Below are 20,158 nucleotides of genomic sequence, written 5' to 3'. Positions count from 1 at the left end.
GGGCAGTAGCACTCCGCCACACAACATATTAAAAACTAGTTTAGAACATTCTATTCAGAAACATATTTACGCAATGACTTCAGATAATATCCGCAAGCAATTTCTAGATTTCTTTCAAAGCAAAGGACACCTTATCGTTCCATCTGCACCTATCGTTCTTAAAGACGATCCAACCTTGATGTTTAACAACTCAGGAATGGCGCAGTTTAAAGAATACTTCTTAGGAAATGCCGTGCCCAAAGCAGCAAGAATCGCCGATAGTCAGAAATGCCTAAGAGTTTCAGGAAAGCACAATGACCTTGAAGAAGTGGGAATCGATACGTACCACCACACAATGTTCGAAATGCTTGGAAACTGGTCTTTTGGAGATTACTTCAAAAAAGAAGCAATCCAATGGGCTTGGGAACTTCTTACCGAAGTTTATAAAATTGACAAAGACATTCTTTATGTAACCGTTTTTGAAGGTTCAGAAGAAGACAATGTGCCTTTCGATCAAGAATCTTGGGATATTTGGAAAGAATTAATTTCTGAAGATCGAATCCTTTTAGGAAATAAAAAAGACAACTTTTGGGAAATGGGTGAGCAAGGTCCTTGTGGTCCGTGTTCAGAAATCCACGTCGATATTCGTTCAGCCGAAGAAAAAGCGATTGTTTCAGGAAAAGATCTTGTCAACGCAGATCATCCACACGTGGTGGAAATTTGGAATAACGTATTTATGGAGTTCAACCGAAAAGCAAATGGCTCTCTCGAAAAACTTCCTGCACAACACGTAGATACAGGAATGGGTTTTGAACGTCTTTGTATGGTTTTGCAAAATGTAAAATCAAATTACGATACAGATGTTTTTACACCACTTATCAATCAAATCACAAAAATCACCGGCGCTACTTACACAATCGTAGCAAAGGATGACGAAGAAGAAAAAGTTAATATAGCAATTCGTGTTATTGCAGATCACGTTCGTGCGGTTGCATTTGCAATTGCAGATGGTCAGCTTCCAGGAAACGGTGGTGCGGGATATGTAATTAGACGTATTTTACGTCGTGCCATCAGATACGGATTTACATTCCTTAATACTAAGGAAGCATTTATTTATAAATTAGTCGAAACTCTAAGCACTCAAATGGGTGGTTCTTTCCCAGAAATCAGAACTCAAAAGGATTTGGTTGCGAATGTAATTCGTGAAGAAGAAACTTCATTCCTTAGAACATTAGATCAAGGACTTCAATTATTAGAAAAAGTAATTAAAGAATCAGATAACAAAATGGTCGATGGTCGCAAGGCTTTCGAACTATATGATACTTTCGGATTTCCAATCGATTTAACTGCACTTATTTTAAGAGAACGCGGATTAGATCTTGACGAAGCAGGATTTGCTGCAGCAATGCAAGAGCAAAAAACTAGATCTCGTTCAGCTTCAGAAATTTCAACTACAGACTGGACAATTTTAGATGATTCAAAATCTGAAGAATTTGTTGGGTATGATGTTGATCAACAAGCGGTAAAAATTACAAGATTCCGTAAAGTCGATTCTAAAAAAGATGGAGCATTATACCAAATAGTTTTAAATAAAACACCTTTTTATCCAGAAGGTGGAGGGCAAGTAGGAGATAAAGGAACATTATTTACTCCAAACCAAGCAATCGAAATCTTTGACACTAAGAAAGAGAATAACTTGATTATGCATTTCGCCAAAGAACTTCCAGAGAATGTAGAAGGAAAATTTATGGCGCTTGTCAATACAAATTTACGTGCCGAAGCAGCAAAAAATCACACCGCGACGCATTTGATGCACCAAGCATTGAGACTATTTCTAGGAACACACGTTGAGCAGAAAGGATCTCTTGTAAGTCCAGATTATTTACGTTTTGACTTTTCGCATTTCGCAAAACTTTCAACCGAAGAAATTGAGCAAGTAGAGAATTTTGTGAACTTGAAAATTCAAGAGCAACTTCCGCTAATTGAAAGACGCAACGTACCTTTCGCGCAAGCGGTAGAAGAAGGAGCGATGGCATTATTTGGTGAGAAATACGGCGACACTGTTCGTGCAATCAAATTTGGCGACAGTATGGAACTTTGCGGGGGAATCCACGTGAAAAACACTTCGGACATTTGGCATTTCAAAATCATTAGTGAAGGAGCAGTAGCAGCGGGAATCAGACGTATCGAAGCAATTACTGGCGAAGCGGTGAAGAATTATTTTGCTGATCAAGAAAGCACTTTGGCGGCGATTAAAGAAAGTTTAAAGAATCCACAAGATACTATCAAAGCTGTGGCGCAGTTGCAAGACGAAAATGCCAAACTTAAAAAACAAGTAGAAGCATTGCAACGCGACAAAGTAAAAGGTCTAAAAGCAGAAATGGCCGCTGAATTCCAAGAGAAAAATGGAATTAGATATCTTGCTAAAGAAGTTGATCTTGACGCTTCAGCCGCAAAAGATCTAGCGTACGAACTTGGGAATTTGGGAACAAATATCTTTATTGTTTTTGCTACTCAAGACCAAGGAAAACCGATGCTAACTTGCTACGTTTCCAAAGAGCTTGTTGCCTCGTCAGATATTAACGCCGGCAAAGTTGTTCGCGAACTTGGAAAATTCATTCAAGGTGGAGGAGGAGGACAGCCATTTTTCGCAACAGCGGGAGGTAAAAATCCAGCAGGAATTGCAGAAGCGCTCAGCAATGTTGCAAATTTCATCGCATAATTTAAAAAATACGAAAACTAATTTCAGATGCAGTTTTCAACCACTATAAATATAGAAAAGTCTAAATCTTCGATTGATTATCAGTCGAAGATTTTTACTATAGGCTCTTGTTTCGCGGTCAATATGGCTCAGAAACTAGAGTATTTCAAATTTCAAAGTACTTGCAATCCTTTCGGAATTTTATTTCATCCAATTGCAATTGAGAAATTTTTGAGGAACTGCTTAGAAGGAAAAATCTTTTCAGAAGAAGATGTGTTTTTTGCCAATGAGCGCTACCATCATTTTGATGCACATTCAAATTTAAGCAATCCAAGACTTCAAGAAATGCTAAAGAATCTGAATTCCAATTCTCAAAAAGCGGCGCTAGATTTAAAATCCGCAACTCACATAATTATTACCCTTGGCACCGCTTGGGTTTATAGAAATATCGAGACCAACGAAATTGTTGCCAATTGTCATAAAGTTCCACAGAAAAATTTCACCAAAGAAATTCTATCTGTAGATCAAATTTTTGAGAGTCTTAGTTCGATTGAAAAACTATTACAATCTCATAATCCCGAAGCTCAAATCATTTTCACGATTTCGCCAGTGCGTCATATCAAAGATGGTATTGTTGAAAACCAACGCAGTAAATCACATCTTTTTGCAGCCTTGCATCAATTGCTAGATTCCGCAACTTCAAAGACTGAATATTTTCCATCCTACGAAATTATGATGGACGAACTCAGAGATTACAGATTTTACGCCGATGATATGTTGCATCCGTCAAACCTAGCCATAGAATATATTTGGGAGTCATTTCTGGAGAGATATTGCTCAAGCGAAACACTTAGCACGATGAAAGAAGTTGGTCGCATACAGCAAGGATTGGCGCATCGCTCCTTTTCTGCAGATTCGGAAGCGCATCAAAAGTTTTTGGATAGATTGGAGAAGAGGATTGAGGTGCTGAGGGGGAAATGGCCTGGGATGAGGTTTTAGGGATATTCAATCTCTCATCCAGAAATTATCTGTCAAATAAAATACAGTATCAATAAAATATAAAATTTCATTTCTTGTAAGCACATTTTCGTCGTGCAAGTCTTCCAAGATTATTCCCAATTCTGAATTAATATAGTCGTTATTTCGATTATTTTCAAATCCATTTTGAGTTAGAAATTTTTTTACTTTTGATAAGTCGGTAATGGAAGTAACCGCAACGTAATTCTGTTGAACAACTGCATATAAAATACCGTTGTCTTTAGTAAACCCTACTAATTCATAAGCAGTGTCGGAGAAAAAGAAATGGTGGATTAGTAAGTTGTAAAAGTAATCTTTCCAAGAGCTGTAATAAATTGCGTCATTCAATTTTAATACGGATTCTGTGCCTCGTAAAAAAACTTATTGTTTTGCACCTTCACTAACGTATTGAGAAAAATCGATATTCTCAACCCAAAGATTTTTATCAGAAATATAATGTTCTAAACTCTCTGCTTCTTATTTTTTGAAATGCTTTTCTTTTTTAAAAGTTCCACTTGCTTCTTCGCCATTGTTAAGGTAACAGGCGGTTGCTTGGATAGCTCCTCCAAACCTAACTTGGCTCGTTCCTGAAAGGATATTGTGTAGCTCATTTTTTTTATTTTAAATTTTTGGATCAGTTTCAGAGGAGGATGTTGATAAATTGAAGAGAAAGTCAGCAACGGCTAACTGCAAGTTTTGGTTTAGGCGGGACATTTTTCACTTTGTTGATGGCCACGGGCTTATAGATCTGCATTATCGCGGAAAGTTTCAAAGAATTTCAAGATCAACAAAATATTTGTTGTTAGGCGTGGATTCTTATTCTTCTCTTTCTCTCGGTAAGAAAAATCCTTTAATACAATTAGGATTAATTATTGAAAGTTGAATGTGGTTTTTATCTCTAAACCCAGCTGACGGATATAATTCATTTCCTTCTACGAAAACTCCGCGAACAGAATCGAAGTGCTGTAGCCCATTATCTGCTCTAAATTGATGATGAAGATTAATTACAGCACAATCTAATTGTCTCCAAAGATTATCGGGATTATCAGATATTGATTTAGGATTGGTATTTTGTAAAACTTCCCAACCTGAAGCTTTACTTAAGTCCTCATAATATTCGTACGCTTCCTTTAAAATTTTAATTCCGTAATAATCTGTTAAATCTAAACAATAACCTAAATCTATAACTGCTCCAACTACCGCCGGTTTAACAATGGTTATTTTATCTTTTTGAGGATTGTTACATAGGTCAGTTATAAATTCCAAGGCTCTTAACGGATTATTTTCCCAGAAATACATACCCTTTCCCAGCCAATCGTATTTATTAGCACTTGGTTTAAATATAGTATTTTGTAAGACAAGGTCGTGTGCTATCTTCTCATCACAACCGTGAAATCCCAGGATTAAACCTGACTTGGTTGTGTACATATATCTTTGTAAACTTTTTTCAAGTTTCCTTTTTCAGTAAATATGCCAGCATTAACCAAAATAGAACGAGCTTCTGTTTGATTATTTTTGATGTCTTTTCTTTTCTGCTGAAGAAGTTTTTTTACAGCTTCATATTCTGACTTACTCATACTATAAAATTTTAAAGTGCTTAACAAAGATACAAAAAAAGTATCTCGTATTAACTTCCTGTTTTTCAGAAATTTATATCGTAAATTGCCTTTCCTGAATACTAGTGATTCAGCATTAATTGATATTTAGATTTCGGTACACTATAGATTATTGAAAATTATCTGTTTTTTTTCAATACTGCTCTAAAGTCTTTTTTATTTCTGCTTTTATTTCCTCCGCCAGCCAAGTTGGTTTTATGACCTTAATTAAGGAACCATATTTCAATATTTGCTGCTTCAATTCAAAATTGGGATGCACTAGAATTTCAATATTATAGCGCTCATCATCAGCAACAACCCGCTGACTATGGTGAATTGGTAAGGATTCAATATAATATTTTTGGGAAGCAGGAAAGGAAAGTTGCACAATCTCTCTCTTGTGATCAGAAAAATTTAAACCTACCACGCTGCTGAATTTCTCCAAAGCATCTTCAGTTTTAACCTTGATCTTTTTTGTGCCAAGTGTGATATTTGATATTCGATCAAGTCCAAATGTTCTATAGCCTTTTGAAGTTTCGCCAATTACATACCATCGGTTTTGGAATTGTTTCAAAGCGTAAGGTTTCAGAGAATACTGAGATTCTTTTTGATGGTAGAAACTGAAATGTTGGAATTGAATTTCGAATTTTTTTTCAATTGCATTTACAATCTCTTTGAAATTTATAACGGTGTCATTATTCTCATTCTTTTCAAAAGAGATAAAAGACAAACTTTCGGCCAAATTATCTTTAGAAAATAAATAATCCGACATCGACATCGTTTTGACAATCGTCAGAAATGATTCTAAATTAATGCTTTTCTCCTCATCAATAAAATAACCGCCTTTTGAATGATCGAAGGTAATTTCAATTTTGAAACGAGTCCTTAAATCTCTATTTAATCTGTAAAAGGTCCTTTCATTTAAAGGCAAATCGTAAGATTCGAAATAATCGACAATAGCGTCTAGACTACTATAAGGTTTGCGTTGCAGAAGTTCGATTAATAGATGAATACGCTGCAATTGATTCATATTAAGATTTGCCATACTATGTTTTTTAGATGTTTTCAAAACTACAGATTGAAACTGACAAAACGTGTCATTCAAAAATTATTTTCTCACTGACATCTTTTGGCAGTTTGCTGGATTACTATTGCAGTTCAAACTATAAACCTAGCCACTATGAAAATCTTAAAACGTTCGACCAAAAAAGAAGTTACAATGCAAGACGCTTCAAAACTCGGAGCCACTGGTGCAGCTGCTGGAGTTGCAATTTCAGAATTTACAGGAACTGACAAAAAAACTGGAGCCATATTAGGAAGTGGATTTACACTTCTTGTCACTGGTTTAATATTGGCCCTTAATCAAGATTAGATCTATTAAAATATCTAAATAAAAATATACTCAACTGACGAAAGTCACAAATCTAAAGCCTATGTTATTCGAAATCATTTTAAATATTATTGCATTCTTTCTAAAAGTCGCCCTGTGGATTGCCGCAGGATTATTAGCAATTCCTGCCGGTTTGTATTATTTGTTATATGAGTTTTTTCCAAATTTCGTCAATGACGCCAATGCCTGGTTTTGGATAGTTTTCTCAATTTTGACGTTTGTAGCCTATGTCATTTTGTGGAAACCAATAGTTTATATAGCCGGCGCAGTAAATGTACTAGGCGCTGGACAGTAATTTATTTGCTTGTTGTTTTTAATTGTTTTTGTTCTTTGTTATAGGTAAGTGATGAATTTAGACACATTGCTTACCTATTTTTTTTGTCTAAAATTGAGGTTGATTAAAAGATTGTTTATCTTCTGAAGATAAATTAGAATGTCAAAAAATCTCTATATAATCGGGTTATTTCCGATTATATAGTTGTAATTTGACAGGAATGATAATTTTTGTAAATGTGTATACCGCAGTTTCGACGTTCACCTAGAAGTTTTAGAGTAAATTCCCCCATTCTAAACGTTTTCAATTTTGACAATCCAAAATAATTTCTATATTTTTATAAAAAATTCAAATGAAAAGAATAATCCTTATTATAGTTGTTGTCGTTGGAGTTTTGCTTTCATTTAAATACTGTGCTTTCAAGGATAACGACGATTCGCTTGAATATAATACCAATCTAATTCAGCAGCAGATTGTAAGTGTTGGAAAACTGATTGTTACCGAAGGACATTTTTCTGAAGTGCTTACCTATAAAGATAAAGATAGCAAGTGGTTGACTCTTTTAACTTTCGAAAAGAAAGCTTTGGTAGTTGTTAATGCTGATGTTACAGTTGCTTTCGACCTTCGTCAAATGGAATATAAAATTGACGAAGAAGCAAAGACCATTACAATTTTAAATATTCCTGAAGCGGAAATAAAAATTAGTCCAGATATCAAATTCTACGATGTGCAGACAAGTAGGCTGAATCCTTTTGACGGAGATGATTATAATAAAATCAACGAATCTGTCAAGAAAAATCTTGCTAAAAAGGTGGAAATGTCAACCTTAAAATCAAATGCCAAGAATCGGCTTGTAAGTGAGCTTTCAAAAATTTTAATCCTGACCAAAACAATGGGTTGGACTTTAATCTATGAAGGAAATGCTATTCAGGATGAAATTGATCTTGGTGAAAAAATTAAGCTTTAAAAAGAAATTTATTTTCTGTTCTAAACTATTTAGAAACAAATAATGTCAGTAAAACTCGACCGAAAATCAGAAATTGTAGCAATTGCGTCCAAGCTTTTTCGGGAGAAAGGCTATAGCGCGGTGACGGTTCGTGATATCGCGCAAGCACTTGATATTAAAGCGGCAAGTTTGTACAATCATATTAGTAGTAAACAGGAGATTTTACGCCTGATGATTATTAATATTGCTGAAAATTATACCAACACAATCTCTGAAATTTTAGACTCTTCAGAAAACACCGTTTTTAAACTTCAAAAAGTTATACAACTGCATATCGATATTACCGTCGATAATCCTGATGCGATGGCTTCGTTAAATAATGACTGGATGCATTTGCAGGAAGATGACCTTAAGTATTTCCTGAAAATGCGTGACGAATACGAGCAGAAATTTCGAATAATTGTCAAAAACGGAATTGAAACGGGCGAATTAAAAAATCATAATTCCGAAGTTTTGATCTTTTCAATGCTTTCTACTTTGCGTACTTTATATTTGTGGTACGGCCGAAAAAATGGTTTTACCAAAAAAACCTTACAAGATCATCTTGCTCTAATTTTGCTAAACGGAATTATTTAACTTTTATATTTAGCAACTTTTCCGTAAATTTGCATGGTTAACTAACGGTTGTTAGTTGGATTTTAAAAAATTTACCGATTATATAAATGGCAAAGTTTCATAGCATTAAGGTTGCAGATATCTACAAAGAGACTAAAGATTGTTCTGTAGTTACCTTTGAAATTCCAGAAGAATTAAAACAAGATTTTACTTTTAAACAAGGTCAACACCTTACTCTCAGAAAGAATTTTGAAGAAGGAGAACAAAGACGTTCGTATTCACTTTGCTCTAGTCCAACCGAAAATAAGTGGCAAGTGGGAGTCAAAAAAATCAACGGAGGATTGTTTTCTGCTTATGTAAATGACGATCTTAAAGTTGGTGATATTGTGGAGGTTATGCCGCCAAACGGAATCTTTTTTAGTGAAATTGAACCTGAAAAAGCTAAAAATTATATTGCTTTTGCGGCTGGAAGTGGAATTACGCCAATTCTTTCGATTATAAAAACGCACCTGGCACTCGAGCCAAATAGTTCATTTCAGTTATTTTATTTGAATAGAAGCGTGAAGTCAATTATCTTTAAAGAGGAAATTGAACTTCTTAGAAATAGATATTTTGGAAGATTTGAAATTTTCCATTTCTTAACGAAAGAAAAAAGAAATATTCCGTTGTTTAACGGACGATTTACAAAAGAAAAATTAGATATTCTTACAAATAAAATAATTGACGTTCCATCTATTGATGAGTGCTTTATTTGTGGACCAGAAGAGATGGTTTTCTTAATAAGAGACGCTATGCTCGAAGCAGGAATGTCTAAAGAAAAGGTACGTTTCGAACTATTTAATACAGGGCTTTCAGAAGAGCAGAAGTTAAGAACCAAGCAAATTCTTGAAAAGAAAGTTGAAGGTACAGAGGTTACGATTATTGATGGCGGAAAAGAATTCCATTTTGTAATGGATGATGATTTCGATAATATTCTTGACGGTGCACTAGCCGCAGGTGCAGATTTACCTTTCGCTTGCAAAGGTGGAGTTTGTAGCACGTGTCGTTGCAAAGTGATCGAAGGAGAAGTGGAGATGAAAGTGAATTACGCTTTGGATGAAAATGAAGTTGCCAAAAATTATATATTAAGCTGTCAAGCAGTGCCAATTTCGAAGAAAGTGGTGGTGGACTTTGGAGCTTAATTAAACTTAAAAAATGATAGCTATGTCAGAAAAAGAAATAAAGAATTTAGAAGATATTTTCAATAAACGAATTGAAAATGACGAAAAAATTGAGCCTAGAGACTGGATGCCTGAGAAATATAGAAAGACACATATACGTCAGATTTCACAGCACGCACATTCAGAAATTATAGGAATGTTGCCAGAAGGAAATTGGATTACTCGTGCTCCTTCATTGCGCAGAAAAGTAGCGCTATTGGCCAAAGTGCAAGATGAAGCTGGTCACGGATTATACTTATATTCTGCTTGCGAAACTCTTGGAATTTCGCGCGAAGAATTATACGATCAATTGCATTCTGGTACAGCCAAATATTCTAGTATCTTCAATTATCCTACCGTAACTTGGGCAGATATGGGCGCTATTGGATGGCTTGTTGATGGTGCAGCGATTATCAATCAAGTGCCACTTACTGCAACTTCTTACGGACCTTACGCTCGTGCGATGGTGCGTGTTTGCAAGGAAGAAAGTTTCCACCAAAGACAAGGTTTTGAGATTATGATGACTCTTGCAAAAGGTACCCCTGAGCAAAAAGAAATGGCTCAAGATGCTTTAAACAGATGGTGGTGGCCTTCATTAATGATGTTAGGCCCTACAGATGCTGAGTCTGTACATACTGAACAATCGATGAAGTGGAAATTGAAACGTAAAACTAATGACGAATTACGTCAGCAGTTTATCGATCAGACCGTTCCTCAAGCTGAGCTTATCGGTCTTACAATTCCAGATAAAGATCTGAAATGGAATGAAGAAACTAAACGATATGACTTCGGTGAAATCGATTGGGACGAATTTTGGCAAGTTGTAAAAGGTCACGGACCTTGCAACAAAGAAAGAATGTCGGCTAGAGTGAATGCTTGGAATAACGGTAAATGGGTGCGTGATGCAGCTATGGCTTACGCCGAAAAACAAGAAGAACAACAGCAGATAAAAAAAGCAATATAAATTTACAACCGCACTTCGGTCGAAGCACCGCGGTTAGAACAAAATAGAATCTTATGAAAAATTGGCCTCTTTGGGAAATATTCATTCGCAGTAAAAACGGATTAGAACACCGCCACGTGGGAAGCCTTCGTGCAAGCGATGCAACAATGGCAGTAGAAAATGCACGTGATGTATATACTCGTCGCAATGAAGGTGTGAGTATTTGGGTAGTTCCATCTGCGCAAATTACAGCTTCAAATCCTGATGATAACGCAGAAATGTTTGATCCTGCAAATGATAAAGCATACCGCCACCCAACTTTTTATGAACTTCCAGAGGAACTAAAACACATGTAAATGATGCAAGATAATTTAGTTCAATACATTTGCGGAATTGCGGATAATTCATTGATCTTGGGTCAAAGAATTGGAGAGCTTACAGGTCACGGTCCAAGTCTGGAAACAGATATTGCAATGACTAATATTTCACTAGATCTTTTTGGTCAAGTGAGAAGTTACTATCAATATGCAGCAAAGATTGTTGGAAACGACGCTACGGAAGATACACTTGCATTTCTACGAACAGAACGTCAGTATAAAAATGTTCTTCTTGTAGAGCAGCCAAATACTGATTTTGCATATTCAATTGCAAAGCAGTTTTTATTTGATCATTTTCATATTTTGCTTTTGCAAAAATTACAAAGTAGTACAGACGAAACTTTGGCTGCAATTGCGGTGAAAAGCATCAAAGAAGTTAGCTATCACAAGCGTTTCTCATCTGATTGGGTAAGAAGACTTGGAGATGGAACTTTTGAAAGTAGAGGTAAAATGCAAAATGCAATAGATGATCTTTGGGTTTATACAGACGAATTATTTCATATGACTGATGCAGATATCGCAATTGCAGAATCTGGGGCAGGAGTAGATGTTCGTTTGCTTAAAGAAGAATATTATAAAAATGTTTCGGCAATTCTAGAAGAATCAACTTTAGAAATTCCTAAAATTGAGTACTTCCAAAAAGGTGGTAAACTTGGAATTCACACTGAGCACATGGGCTATATCCTAGCGGATATGCAATATATGCAACGTACGTTTCCAAATATGACTTGGTAAAAAAATGGTAAGCAATCTCAACGATATCGATTCTCGCTTCTTAGAAATTCTTGGTTCTGTTTCAGATCCAGAAATTCCCGTACTTTCCATTATGGATATGGGAGTGGTTCGATCTGCGAATATGATTGATGGTATTGTTCACGTTGAAATTACTCCAACTTACAGCGGTTGTCCAGCAATGGATGTTATTGGAGATGATATTACCGCAGCGCTCAATAAAGAAGGTTATCAGGCAAAAATCCATTTGATATTATCTCCCGCTTGGACTACAGATTGGATTACTCCAAAAGGCAGAACAGCATTAGAGAAATATGGAATTGCCGCACCCTTAGAAGCAGATGCTGATAAAGACGCGCTTCTTCACGATAAGAAGCTAGTCAAATGTCCGCAATGTGGATCCTTTAATACCAAGTTAGTCAGTCAATTTGGTTCGACGGCCTGCAAGGCATTTTTTCAATGTCAAGACTGCAGCGAGCCTTTTGACTATTTCAAATGTCTAAAATAAAACTATATAAAAAACTTCAAGTTCTAGCAACGTGAAGTTTTTGCTTTTAATACACTTTAAATTATGAGTTCAATTTTATTAAATATTAAAAATAATATCGCTTTTGTTACATTAAACAGAGCGGACGTTTTTAATAGCTTCAATCGCGAAATGGCCTTGTCACTTCAGACGATTTTAGATGAATGTGAAGCAGATGATAGCGTTCGCGCGATTGTTTTAACTGGTGCTGGAAAAGCTTTCTGTGCAGGTCAGGATTTAAAAGAAGTTACTTCGGCTGAACTCAATCCAGGATTCAAAGCGATATTAGAAGAACATTATAATCCAATAATTTCGAGACTACGAAGCATCGAAAAACCAATTATTGCGGCGGTAAATGGAGTTGCAGCAGGAGCAGGAGCCAATATCGCACTTGCTTGTGATATTGTGGTAGCAAACGAAAACGCAGCATTTATTCAGGCTTTCAGCAAAATTGGACTTGTGCCAGATAGTGCTGGAACGTTCTTTTTGCCAAGATTAATCGGAATGCAAAAAGCAACTGCCTTAATGATGCTTGGAGATAAAGTTGGCTCAAAAGAAGCGGTTGAATTAGGAATGATTTACAAATATTTTCCAGCCGAACAGTTTGAAGAAGAAGTAAATAAACTTGCTGAAACGATGGCGAATATGCCAACTCTTGCACTTGGATTAACAAAAAGATTATTGAATAAATCATTGACAAATTCTCTTGAAGAGCAACTTGCAATGGAATCAAAACTTCAAATTCAAGCAGCAGAATCTCACGATTACAACGAAGGTGTTACCGCTTTCGTAGAAAAGAGAAAACCAGAATTTAGAGGAAACTAATAATTTAGAACGATATATTTTAATTGATGAAAGTAGCAATAATAGGTTCAGGTACTATGGGAAGTGGCATCGCACAAGTGGCGGCAACTGCTGGATGTACCGTAAAGATTTTCGATAAAAACACAGAAGCTTTGGATAGAAGTAAATCTGCTTTGGAGAAAACTTTGAACAGACTAATTGAAAAAGAAAAAATTTCAGAAGAAGAAAAAAATAGAATTCAGCAGAATATTATTTACGTAAATGAAATTCAAAATTTGTCTGATTCCGAATTAGTGATTGAGGCAATCATCGAAAATTTAGAAATAAAAAAACAACTTTTTGCTGAACTTGAATCACTTTTATCTGAAACTGCAATTTTAGCTTCAAATACGTCTTCTCTGTCGATTGCATCGATTGCTGCTTCTTGCAAAAATTCGGAAAGAGTAATCGGAATTCACTTTTTTAATCCTGCACCTTTGATGAAACTTGTTGAGGTAATTCCAGCAATTCAGACAAGTGACGAAGTTTTAAATAAAGTAAAAGCTACCATTTCATCTTGGAAAAAAACCGTTGCGGTTGCAAAAGATACTCCTGGATTTATCGTAAATCGTGTGGCTAGACCTTTCTACAGCGAGGCTTTGCGAATCAACGAAGAGGGAATTGCTGATTTCGCAACTATTGATGCCGCAATGAAAACTCTTGGGAATTTCAAAATGGGTCCGTTTGAACTAATGGATTTTATTGGAAATGACGTGAATTATGCGGTTACCGAATCGGTATTTACAAGTTTTTATTTCGATCCAAGATACAAGCCTTCTTTTACTCAAAAACGTTTGAGCGAAGCTGGATTTTTTGGAAGAAAAACTGGAAGAGGTTATTATAATTATGCAGAAAATGCAGTTAAACCTGAGCCGAAAGAAGATTCAGAATTGGCAAATATGATTTTTGACCGAGTGCTGATTATGCTGATAAATGAAGCTGCCGATGCACTTTTATTTAATGTGGCTTCCGCCGAAGATATAGACAATGCAATGACCAAAGGCGTGAATTATCCAAAAGGATTATTAGCTTGGGCAGACGAAAAAGGCATCGGATATTGTGTTGATAAATTGGATGAACTTTACAACGAATACCACGAAGACCGCTACAGATGTAGTTCAATCTTGCGTAAAATGAAGCGTGAGAACAAAACATTTTACTAAGATGCAAGGACAAGATATACCGCACAAAATGTTGAGTCTCGATCCGTTTTCGCAATGGTTGGGAATCAAGATTATCTCCTCAGAAGTTGGGCAAGTTAAGGTTGGTTTGATCGTAAGACAAGAGATGCTAAATAGTATGGGAAAAGCGCACGGAGGAATTGCATATTCATTAGCGGATACAGCTTTTGGATTTACTGCAAACACCAACGGACGTAAAGCAGTTTCGATAGAAACGTCAATAAATCATATTGAAGCGCTAAATGAAGGAGATGAAATTTACGCCGAAGTATCTTTAGAAAGCTTGAAAAATAAATTGGGATTTTACAATATTCTAATCAAACGCGACGAGACTGTTGTTGCGATTTTTAAAGGTGTTGCTTTTAGAACATCTCAAGAATGGGAAGATTAAATAGTTACAAATGATCAGGATATAAACTGATTTCAAAATATAAAGAATAGATGGAAGCATATATAATTGATGGAATACGTACTCCAATTGGGAGTTATCAAGGAGCATTATCAGAGGTGAGAGCGGATGATTTGGGTGCTCTAGTTATTAAGGCTGTTGCCGAAAGAAATCCAGAAATTCCATTATCAGCTTATGATGATGTTATTTTAGGCTGTGCAAATCAAGCTGGAGATGATAATAGAAATGTTGCTCGTATGTCATTACTTTTGGCGGGATTACCAGAAACGGTTCCTGGCGAAACTGTAAACAGACTTTGTAGTTCAGGATTATCGGCAATAATTCACGCAAATCGCGCTATAAAAGCGGGTGATGGTGATGTCTTTATTGCAGGTGGAGTTGAGAATATGACTCGTGGACCATTAGTTATTTCTAAATCTAGCAAAGGGTACGGAACAGATTCAAAAATGTATGATTCTTCTTTTGGGTGGCGTTTTGTAAATCCAAAGATGAAAGAAATGTATGGAGTTGAAGGTATGGGCGAAACGGCCGAAAATCTTGTAGCAAAATACAATATCTCTCGTGAGGATCAAGATAAATTTGCTTTAAACAGTCAGATGAAAGCTAAAAAAGCTCAGGAATCAGGACGTCTAGCAGAAGAGATTGTAAATGTTGAAATTCCTCAGCGCAAAGGAGACGCAAAAGTTGTTGCTCAAGATGAATTCTTAAAACCAACTTCTACACTTGAAGGTTTAGGAAAACTAAGAGCTGCTTTCAAAAAAGAAGGAAGTGTAACTGCTGGGAATTCTTCGGGTTTAAATGATGGTGCTGCAGCGGTAATTGTTGCTTCAGAAGATGCGGTAAAAAAGTATAATTTAAACCCACTTGCTAGAATTGTAAGTTCGGCAGTAGTTGGAGTATCTCCAAGTATTATGGGAATTGGCCCAGTTGAGGCGGCAAATAAAGCTTTGGCGAAAGCCGGATTAAAAATGGAAGATATGGACATTATCGAACTTAACGAAGCGTTTGCAGCACAAAGTCTTGCCTGCATCCGTGAGTGGGGATTAAAAGATGATGACGCTCGTATCAACCCGAATGGAGGTGCAATTGCAATTGGACATCCTCTAGGAGTTACAGGAGCTCGAACTGCGTATTCTGCAGCTTTGGAATTGTATAAAACTAAAAAAAGATACGCTTTGGTAACAATGTGCATCGGAGTTGGACAAGGTTATGCAGCTATTTTGGAAAGATACCAATCATAGTACAGCGGTAATTTAGCGAAAGCGAAAATAATATTTTTATAAAAATACAAGATGAAAATAGGAAATTATATCAGCGGAAAATGGACGGATGGTTTGGGCGAAGGTTCAGCATTATACGATTCTGTTAACGGCGAAATTATAGGTCACACAACAACTGAAGGTTTAGATTTTGGAGAAATTCTTCATTTCGGACGTACAATTGGTGGACAGAAACTACGTAAAATGACTTTTCAGGAGCGTGGAAATATGATTAAAAACTTAGCACTTTATCTTACAAAAAGAAAAGAGCAGTTTTACGAAATAAGTTATAAAACGGGCGCTACGAGAGTAGATTCTTGGATTGATATTGAAGGTGGTTTTGGAAATCTTTTTGCCAATGCAAGTTTGCGAAAACTATTCCCAAATCAGCCGTTTGATGTTGAAGGAGATCCAATTGATTTATCAAAAGGTGGGCGTTTTATGGCGCACCATATTCTTGTTCCTAAAACAGGAGTTGCGATTCATATCAATGCTTTTAACTTCCCAATTTGGGGAATGTTGGAGAAATGTGCGGTGAACTGGATGGCTGGAATGCCAGCAGTAGTAAAGCCTGCAACTGCAACTTCATATTTGACCGAAGCAGTTGTGAAGTCGATCATCGAATCTGGAATTTTGCCAGAAGGCGCTTTGCAATTGATTAGTGGATCGGCAAATACGATTTTGGATCACGTAGAATCTCAAGATGTTGTAACATTTACGGGATCTGCGGCGGTTGGTCAAATGCTGAAATCTCATAAAAGAATTATTCAGGAATCTGTTCCTTTCAACCTTGAAGCGGATTCATTAAACTGTTCGGTTTTAGGGAAAGATGCAGTGGTTGGAACACCAGAATTTAATTTATTTATCAGTCAGGCGAGAAGTGAAATTACCGTGAAATGTGGTCAGAAATGTACTGCAATTCGCCGACTTGTGGTTCCTGCAAACCTGGTAGAAGATGTTCAGATCGCATTAGGAAAAGCACTTGATAAAGTTACAATTGGTGATCCACGTTTAAAGGAAGTTCGAATGGGATCTTTGGTAAATCATAAACAAGTTGAAGAGGTTTATGAAAGAGCTAGAGAGATTGGAAAAACTGCCGAATTAGTTTACGGAAATTACGATAAAGCACAGACCATCGGTGAGAATACTGATAAAGGTGCTTTTATCAAACCAATGCTTTTTGTAGAGCACGAGCCTTTCAAAAATACTCTTGTCCACGAAACTGAGGCTTTTGGTCCAGTTGCAACAATTATGCCTTACGATACGACCGAAGATGCAGTGACCATTGCCAATATGGGTAAAGGTTCGCTAGTTTCTTCGATTGTTACAAATGACGACAATATAGCTCGCGAATATGTGATAAATGCAGCTTCGCACCACGGTAGAATTTTGGTTTTGAACCGAGAAAATGCCAAGCAAAGCACAGGTCACGGATCGCCATTGCCATTATTGGTTCACGGTGGACCAGGTCGTGCTGGAGGTGGAGAGGAAATGGGTGGAGTGCGCGGTATCAAGCACTTTATGCAGCGTTGCGCTGTTCAAGGATCGCCAACAACTCTTACCGAAATTACTGGAATTTATCAGCCGAATTCAAAATATAAAGAAGCGCCTCAGCATCCATTTAAATATTATTGGGATGATATCGAAGCAGGAATGTCGCTTAAAACGCACAAACGTACCATCACCGATACAGATATTATAAACTTTGCAAATCTTACTTGGGATCATTTTTATGCTCACACCGATGTAACTTCTTTGCAAGGAAGTATTTTTGAAAAACGTACAGCGCACGGATACTTTATTCTTGCTGCTGCCGCGGGACTTTTTGTTTATCCAAATAAAGGACCAGTAGTGGCGAATTATGGTCTTGAAGACTGTAGATTTTTACGTCCTATTTACGATAATGACACGGTTTACGTTCGTCTTACTTGTAAGCAAAAAGTAGATAGAGACAGCCGTGGCGAGGAAACTCCAAGCGGAATTGTGAAGTGGTTTGTAGAAGTTTTTGATGTAAAAGACGAATTGGTAGCAGTTGCAACAATTTTGACAATGGTTAGCAAAAAGAGTCCATTTGCTGAAATTAATGCTGAAACTATCGAAAATCATATTTCGAAATTAACAGATTCAACGGTTGCAAATTGGGGAATGATGTCTGCACAAAATATGCTGGAGCACCTTGAATCTTCTTATAGAATGGCTTCAGGAGAAATTCAGAATTTTGAAATTGCAACTCCAGAAGAGCATCTGGAAATTTACCGCGAGACGATTTTTAATCACAATCCGATGCCTTTAAATCACAAACATCCTCTGATGAATCCTGACGCTCCCGCTGAATTGATCCACGCAGATTTGGCTACAGCCAAGAATAAATTGCTGGAAGCAATTGAGCAGTACGAAGCATTTTTCAAAGAAAATCCAGAGACAAGAACTAAAAATTCGGTCTTTGGAATGATGAATAAATATGAGTGGGATTTGTTAAATACAAAACATTTGAATCATCACTTTAAGCAATTTGAATTGCTAGATTAGATTTAGAAAATTATCGCTTTCGCTAAAGGTATCACGAATAATTGATGCTGTAGAAGTTGAACAATATATAAGATTATGACAGAAGCATACGTAAAACAACATATAGAAAATAATATTGCTACGATTGAATTTTTTCATCCAGAGCAAAATTCACTTCCTGGTGAAATACTAGGAAAACTTGCTGCTACTATTGAAGCAGCAGGAAAAAACGACGAAATAAAAATCATCATTCTTAAGAGTGGTGGTGATAGAACTTTCTGTGCAGGAGCAAGTTTTGGAGAATTAATTTCGATCAATGACGCTGCTACAGGAAAAGTTTTCTTTTCGGGATTTGCCAATGTTATAAATGCAATGCGCAAATGTCCTAAATTTATCATCGGAAGAATTCAAGGAAAAACTGTTGGTGGAGGAGTAGGAATTGCCGCTGCTGCAGATTACTGTATGGCATCGAAATTCGCTTCTATCAAACTAAGTGAATTGAATGTTGGAATCGGACCATTTGTGGTAAGTCCAGCAATCGAGCGTAAAATTGGAGTTTCGGGAATGTCTCAAATTGCAATTGATGCGAATACTTTTTATGATGCCAATTGGGCAAAAGACAAAGGTTTGTATGCAAATGTTTTCGAAAGCATCGAAGAGCTTGATCAAGCAACTTTAGCAATGGCAACGCATTTATGCACGTACAATCCTGAAGCAATGATGGAAATGAAAAAGATCTTTTGGCGCGGTTGCGACAATTGGGATGAACTTCTTGAGGAAAGAGCAGCAATTTCTGGGAGACTGGTTTTGTCTGATTTCACGAAGGAAACGCTTAAGAGATTTAAGTAGAAGAGGAATGTATATTGTAAAAATTGTATAATGTAGGAATGTATACTGTAGGATTGTATACTGTATATTGTAAAAATGTATACTGTAGAAATGTTGTGTAAATCAACTTTACAATAATAGAATATACAGCGATTCATTATACACTTATATAGCAATACAACAATACAATATACAGCAATACAGTATACATAAATACAGTAATACAACAAAAATATGATTTACGAATTTCAAGGATTTATTCCGGTTGTGCATCCAAGTAGTTTTGTACATCCACTTGCAGCAGTAATTGGGAATGTAATTATTGGCAAAGATGTTTATGTTGGCCCAGGCGCTGCGATTCGTGGTGATTGGGGCGAAATAATTATTGAGGATGGTTGCAATGTTCAAGAAAACTGTACAATTCACATGTTTCCAGGAAAGTCGATTACTTTGAAAAAAGGTGCGCACATTGGACACGGAGCAATTATTCACGGAGCAAATATCGGTGCGAATTGCCTTGTGGGAATGAACGCTGTATTAATGGATGATGTTTCACTTGGAGACGAGTGCATTGTTGGGGCTTTGACTTTTATAAAAGGAGGAACAGAAATTCCGAATAGAAAAATGGTGGTTGGAAATCCTGCGAAAATCATAAAAGATATTACCGATGATATGATTGCTTGGAAAACAAAAGGTACTGCATTGTATCAAAAGTTACCAGGACAATGTCACGAAACGCTTAAAGAAGTTGAGCCATTGCGAGAAATTCCTGAAGATAGGCCGGCAGCACAAGAAGCATTGTATCAGACGTTGGAAGAATTTAAAAATAAATAGCG

The 20,158-nt window shown here is 36.5% G+C and carries 21 protein-coding genes and 1 pseudogene; 18 read left to right on the top strand and 4 right to left on the bottom strand.

Annotated features, from left to right (window positions below):
- Window positions 1-73: 73 nt before the first annotated feature.
- Together alaS and SBO79_RS00545 are read left to right on the top strand one after the other, a co-directional pair.
- A complete protein-coding gene (gene alaS, locus SBO79_RS00550) occupies window positions 74-2,701 on the top strand; it encodes an alanine--tRNA ligase (RefSeq protein ID WP_318641101.1) in 2,628 nt (875 codons plus the stop codon).
- Between the two features lie 27 nt (window positions 2,702-2,728).
- Complete coding sequence (locus SBO79_RS00545; RefSeq protein ID WP_318641100.1) at window positions 2,729-3,679, top strand: GSCFA domain-containing protein; 951 nt, start codon at window positions 2,729-2,731, stop codon at window positions 3,677-3,679.
- A gap of 6 nt (window positions 3,680-3,685) precedes the next feature.
- Here the strand turns inward: SBO79_RS00545 and SBO79_RS00540 are convergent.
- From SBO79_RS00540 to SBO79_RS00525, 4 genes and pseudogenes are all read right to left on the bottom strand, one after another.
- Window positions 3,686-4,066 (bottom strand): annotated as a pseudogene (locus SBO79_RS00540) (putative polyvalent protein kinase domain-containing protein); the annotation flags it as partial.
- 447 nt (window positions 4,067-4,513) lie between these two features.
- Window positions 4,514-5,125: a hypothetical protein gene (locus SBO79_RS00535; protein ID WP_318641099.1), complete on the bottom strand. Its 612-nt coding sequence runs from the start codon at window positions 5,123-5,125 to the stop codon at window positions 4,514-4,516.
- Window positions 5,101-5,274: a hypothetical protein gene (locus SBO79_RS00530; protein WP_318641098.1), complete on the bottom strand. Its 174-nt coding sequence runs from the start codon at window positions 5,272-5,274 to the stop codon at window positions 5,101-5,103. The genes SBO79_RS00535 and SBO79_RS00530 overlap by 25 nt, the downstream gene beginning before the upstream one ends.
- Before the next feature lie 172 nt (window positions 5,275-5,446).
- Window positions 5,447-6,337: a helix-turn-helix transcriptional regulator gene (locus SBO79_RS00525; RefSeq protein ID WP_318641097.1), complete on the bottom strand. Its 891-nt coding sequence runs from the start codon at window positions 6,335-6,337 to the stop codon at window positions 5,447-5,449.
- A 135-nt stretch (window positions 6,338-6,472) separates the two neighbouring features.
- On the opposite strand from SBO79_RS00525, the gene SBO79_RS00520 reads away from it, so the two are divergent.
- From SBO79_RS00520 to SBO79_RS00445, 16 genes are all read left to right on the top strand, one after another.
- Window positions 6,473-6,664 carry a hypothetical protein gene (locus tag SBO79_RS00520; RefSeq protein ID WP_318641096.1) on the top strand — a complete coding sequence of 64 codons (192 nt, stop codon included), beginning with the start codon at window positions 6,473-6,475 and terminating at the stop codon, window positions 6,662-6,664.
- A gap of 61 nt (window positions 6,665-6,725) precedes the next feature.
- Window positions 6,726-6,977, top strand: a complete 252-nt coding sequence (locus SBO79_RS00515; RefSeq protein ID WP_318641095.1) for a hypothetical protein — start codon at window positions 6,726-6,728, stop codon at window positions 6,975-6,977.
- Between the two features lie 331 nt (window positions 6,978-7,308).
- The gene (locus SBO79_RS00510; RefSeq protein ID WP_318641094.1) at window positions 7,309-7,923 is read left to right on the top strand and encodes a DUF4230 domain-containing protein; all 615 of its coding nucleotides are present in this window, start codon (window positions 7,309-7,311) and stop codon (window positions 7,921-7,923) included.
- 42 nt (window positions 7,924-7,965) lie between these two features.
- On the top strand, window positions 7,966-8,538 hold the full coding sequence (locus tag SBO79_RS00505; RefSeq protein ID WP_318641093.1) for a TetR/AcrR family transcriptional regulator: 573 nt from the start codon (window positions 7,966-7,968) through the stop codon (window positions 8,536-8,538).
- Window positions 8,539-8,624: 86 nt separating this feature from the next.
- On the top strand, window positions 8,625-9,698 hold the full coding sequence (gene paaE, locus SBO79_RS00500) for a 1,2-phenylacetyl-CoA epoxidase subunit PaaE (protein WP_318641092.1): 1,074 nt from the start codon (window positions 8,625-8,627) through the stop codon (window positions 9,696-9,698).
- A 22-nt stretch (window positions 9,699-9,720) separates the two neighbouring features.
- Window positions 9,721-10,680 carry a 1,2-phenylacetyl-CoA epoxidase subunit PaaA gene (gene paaA, locus SBO79_RS00495; protein ID WP_318641091.1) on the top strand — a complete coding sequence of 320 codons (960 nt, stop codon included), beginning with the start codon at window positions 9,721-9,723 and terminating at the stop codon, window positions 10,678-10,680.
- A 53-nt stretch (window positions 10,681-10,733) separates the two neighbouring features.
- The gene (gene paaB / locus SBO79_RS00490) at window positions 10,734-11,015 is read left to right on the top strand and encodes a 1,2-phenylacetyl-CoA epoxidase subunit PaaB (RefSeq protein ID WP_318641090.1); all 282 of its coding nucleotides are present in this window, start codon (window positions 10,734-10,736) and stop codon (window positions 11,013-11,015) included.
- Complete coding sequence (gene paaC / locus SBO79_RS00485; RefSeq protein ID WP_318641089.1) at window positions 11,016-11,771, top strand: 1,2-phenylacetyl-CoA epoxidase subunit PaaC; 756 nt, start codon at window positions 11,016-11,018, stop codon at window positions 11,769-11,771.
- A 4-nt stretch (window positions 11,772-11,775) separates the two neighbouring features.
- Complete coding sequence (gene paaD / locus SBO79_RS00480; RefSeq protein WP_318641088.1) at window positions 11,776-12,276, top strand: 1,2-phenylacetyl-CoA epoxidase subunit PaaD; 501 nt, start codon at window positions 11,776-11,778, stop codon at window positions 12,274-12,276.
- Window positions 12,277-12,339: 63 nt separating this feature from the next.
- Complete coding sequence (locus SBO79_RS00475) at window positions 12,340-13,119, top strand: enoyl-CoA hydratase-related protein (RefSeq protein ID WP_318641087.1); 780 nt, start codon at window positions 12,340-12,342, stop codon at window positions 13,117-13,119.
- Between the two features lie 26 nt (window positions 13,120-13,145).
- Window positions 13,146-14,300, top strand: coding sequence for a 3-hydroxyacyl-CoA dehydrogenase NAD-binding domain-containing protein (locus tag SBO79_RS00470; protein WP_318641086.1), 1,155 nt, complete (start codon window positions 13,146-13,148; stop codon window positions 14,298-14,300).
- A gap of 1 nt (window position 14,301) precedes the next feature.
- Window positions 14,302-14,709, top strand: coding sequence for a PaaI family thioesterase (locus SBO79_RS00465; RefSeq protein WP_318641085.1), 408 nt, complete (start codon window positions 14,302-14,304; stop codon window positions 14,707-14,709).
- Window positions 14,710-14,759: 50 nt separating this feature from the next.
- A complete protein-coding gene (gene pcaF, locus SBO79_RS00460; protein WP_318641084.1) occupies window positions 14,760-15,968 on the top strand; it encodes a 3-oxoadipyl-CoA thiolase in 1,209 nt (402 codons plus the stop codon).
- 51 nt (window positions 15,969-16,019) lie between these two features.
- Window positions 16,020-18,515, top strand: coding sequence for a phenylacetic acid degradation bifunctional protein PaaZ (gene paaZ / locus SBO79_RS00455; protein ID WP_318641083.1), 2,496 nt, complete (start codon window positions 16,020-16,022; stop codon window positions 18,513-18,515).
- Between the two features lie 75 nt (window positions 18,516-18,590).
- Complete coding sequence (locus SBO79_RS00450) at window positions 18,591-19,343, top strand: enoyl-CoA hydratase/isomerase family protein (RefSeq protein ID WP_318641082.1); 753 nt, start codon at window positions 18,591-18,593, stop codon at window positions 19,341-19,343.
- A gap of 213 nt (window positions 19,344-19,556) precedes the next feature.
- Window positions 19,557-20,156 carry an acyltransferase gene (locus tag SBO79_RS00445; protein ID WP_318641081.1) on the top strand — a complete coding sequence of 200 codons (600 nt, stop codon included), beginning with the start codon at window positions 19,557-19,559 and terminating at the stop codon, window positions 20,154-20,156.
- Window positions 20,157-20,158 lie beyond the last annotated feature (2 nt).

This window comes from Flavobacterium ardleyense (genome assembly GCF_033547075.1).
GTDB lineage: Bacteria > Bacteroidota > Bacteroidia > Flavobacteriales > Flavobacteriaceae > Flavobacterium > Flavobacterium ardleyense_A.
This window is presented reverse-complemented; position numbering and strand designations above follow the sequence as displayed.

What these genes read in the sequence shown, in the direction of transcription:
- SBO79_RS00475 (WP_318641087.1), top strand. Translation starts at nt 12,340, where the DNA reads ATGAGTTCAATTTTATTAAATATTAAAAATAATATCGCTTTTGTTACA.
- paaA (WP_318641091.1), top strand. Translation starts at nt 9,721, where the DNA reads ATGTCAGAAAAAGAAATAAAGAATTTAGAAGATATTTTCAATAAACGA.
- SBO79_RS00545 (WP_318641100.1), top strand. Translation starts at nt 2,729, where the DNA reads ATGCAGTTTTCAACCACTATAAATATAGAAAAGTCTAAATCTTCGATT.
- SBO79_RS00510 (WP_318641094.1), top strand. Translation starts at nt 7,309, where the DNA reads ATGAAAAGAATAATCCTTATTATAGTTGTTGTCGTTGGAGTTTTGCTT.
- paaC (WP_318641089.1), top strand. Translation starts at nt 11,016, where the DNA reads ATGATGCAAGATAATTTAGTTCAATACATTTGCGGAATTGCGGATAAT.
- paaB (WP_318641090.1), top strand. Translation starts at nt 10,734, where the DNA reads ATGAAAAATTGGCCTCTTTGGGAAATATTCATTCGCAGTAAAAACGGA.
- paaZ (WP_318641083.1), top strand. Translation starts at nt 16,020, where the DNA reads ATGAAAATAGGAAATTATATCAGCGGAAAATGGACGGATGGTTTGGGC.
- SBO79_RS00445 (WP_318641081.1), top strand. Translation starts at nt 19,557, where the DNA reads ATGATTTACGAATTTCAAGGATTTATTCCGGTTGTGCATCCAAGTAGT.
- alaS (WP_318641101.1), top strand. Translation starts at nt 74, where the DNA reads ATGACTTCAGATAATATCCGCAAGCAATTTCTAGATTTCTTTCAAAGC.
- SBO79_RS00530 (WP_318641098.1), bottom strand. Translation starts at nt 5,274, where the DNA reads ATGAGTAAGTCAGAATATGAAGCTGTAAAAAAACTTCTTCAGCAGAAA.
- SBO79_RS00520 (WP_318641096.1), top strand. Translation starts at nt 6,473, where the DNA reads ATGAAAATCTTAAAACGTTCGACCAAAAAAGAAGTTACAATGCAAGAC.
- SBO79_RS00465 (WP_318641085.1), top strand. Translation starts at nt 14,302, where the DNA reads ATGCAAGGACAAGATATACCGCACAAAATGTTGAGTCTCGATCCGTTT.
- paaE (WP_318641092.1), top strand. Translation starts at nt 8,625, where the DNA reads ATGGCAAAGTTTCATAGCATTAAGGTTGCAGATATCTACAAAGAGACT.
- pcaF (WP_318641084.1), top strand. Translation starts at nt 14,760, where the DNA reads ATGGAAGCATATATAATTGATGGAATACGTACTCCAATTGGGAGTTAT.
- SBO79_RS00470 (WP_318641086.1), top strand. Translation starts at nt 13,146, where the DNA reads ATGAAAGTAGCAATAATAGGTTCAGGTACTATGGGAAGTGGCATCGCA.
- SBO79_RS00525 (WP_318641097.1), bottom strand. Translation starts at nt 6,337, where the DNA reads ATGGCAAATCTTAATATGAATCAATTGCAGCGTATTCATCTATTAATC.
- SBO79_RS00450 (WP_318641082.1), top strand. Translation starts at nt 18,591, where the DNA reads ATGACAGAAGCATACGTAAAACAACATATAGAAAATAATATTGCTACG.
- SBO79_RS00505 (WP_318641093.1), top strand. Translation starts at nt 7,966, where the DNA reads ATGTCAGTAAAACTCGACCGAAAATCAGAAATTGTAGCAATTGCGTCC.
- SBO79_RS00515 (WP_318641095.1), top strand. Translation starts at nt 6,726, where the DNA reads ATGTTATTCGAAATCATTTTAAATATTATTGCATTCTTTCTAAAAGTC.
- SBO79_RS00535 (WP_318641099.1), bottom strand. Translation starts at nt 5,125, where the DNA reads ATGTACACAACCAAGTCAGGTTTAATCCTGGGATTTCACGGTTGTGAT.
- paaD (WP_318641088.1), top strand. Translation starts at nt 11,776, where the DNA reads ATGGTAAGCAATCTCAACGATATCGATTCTCGCTTCTTAGAAATTCTT.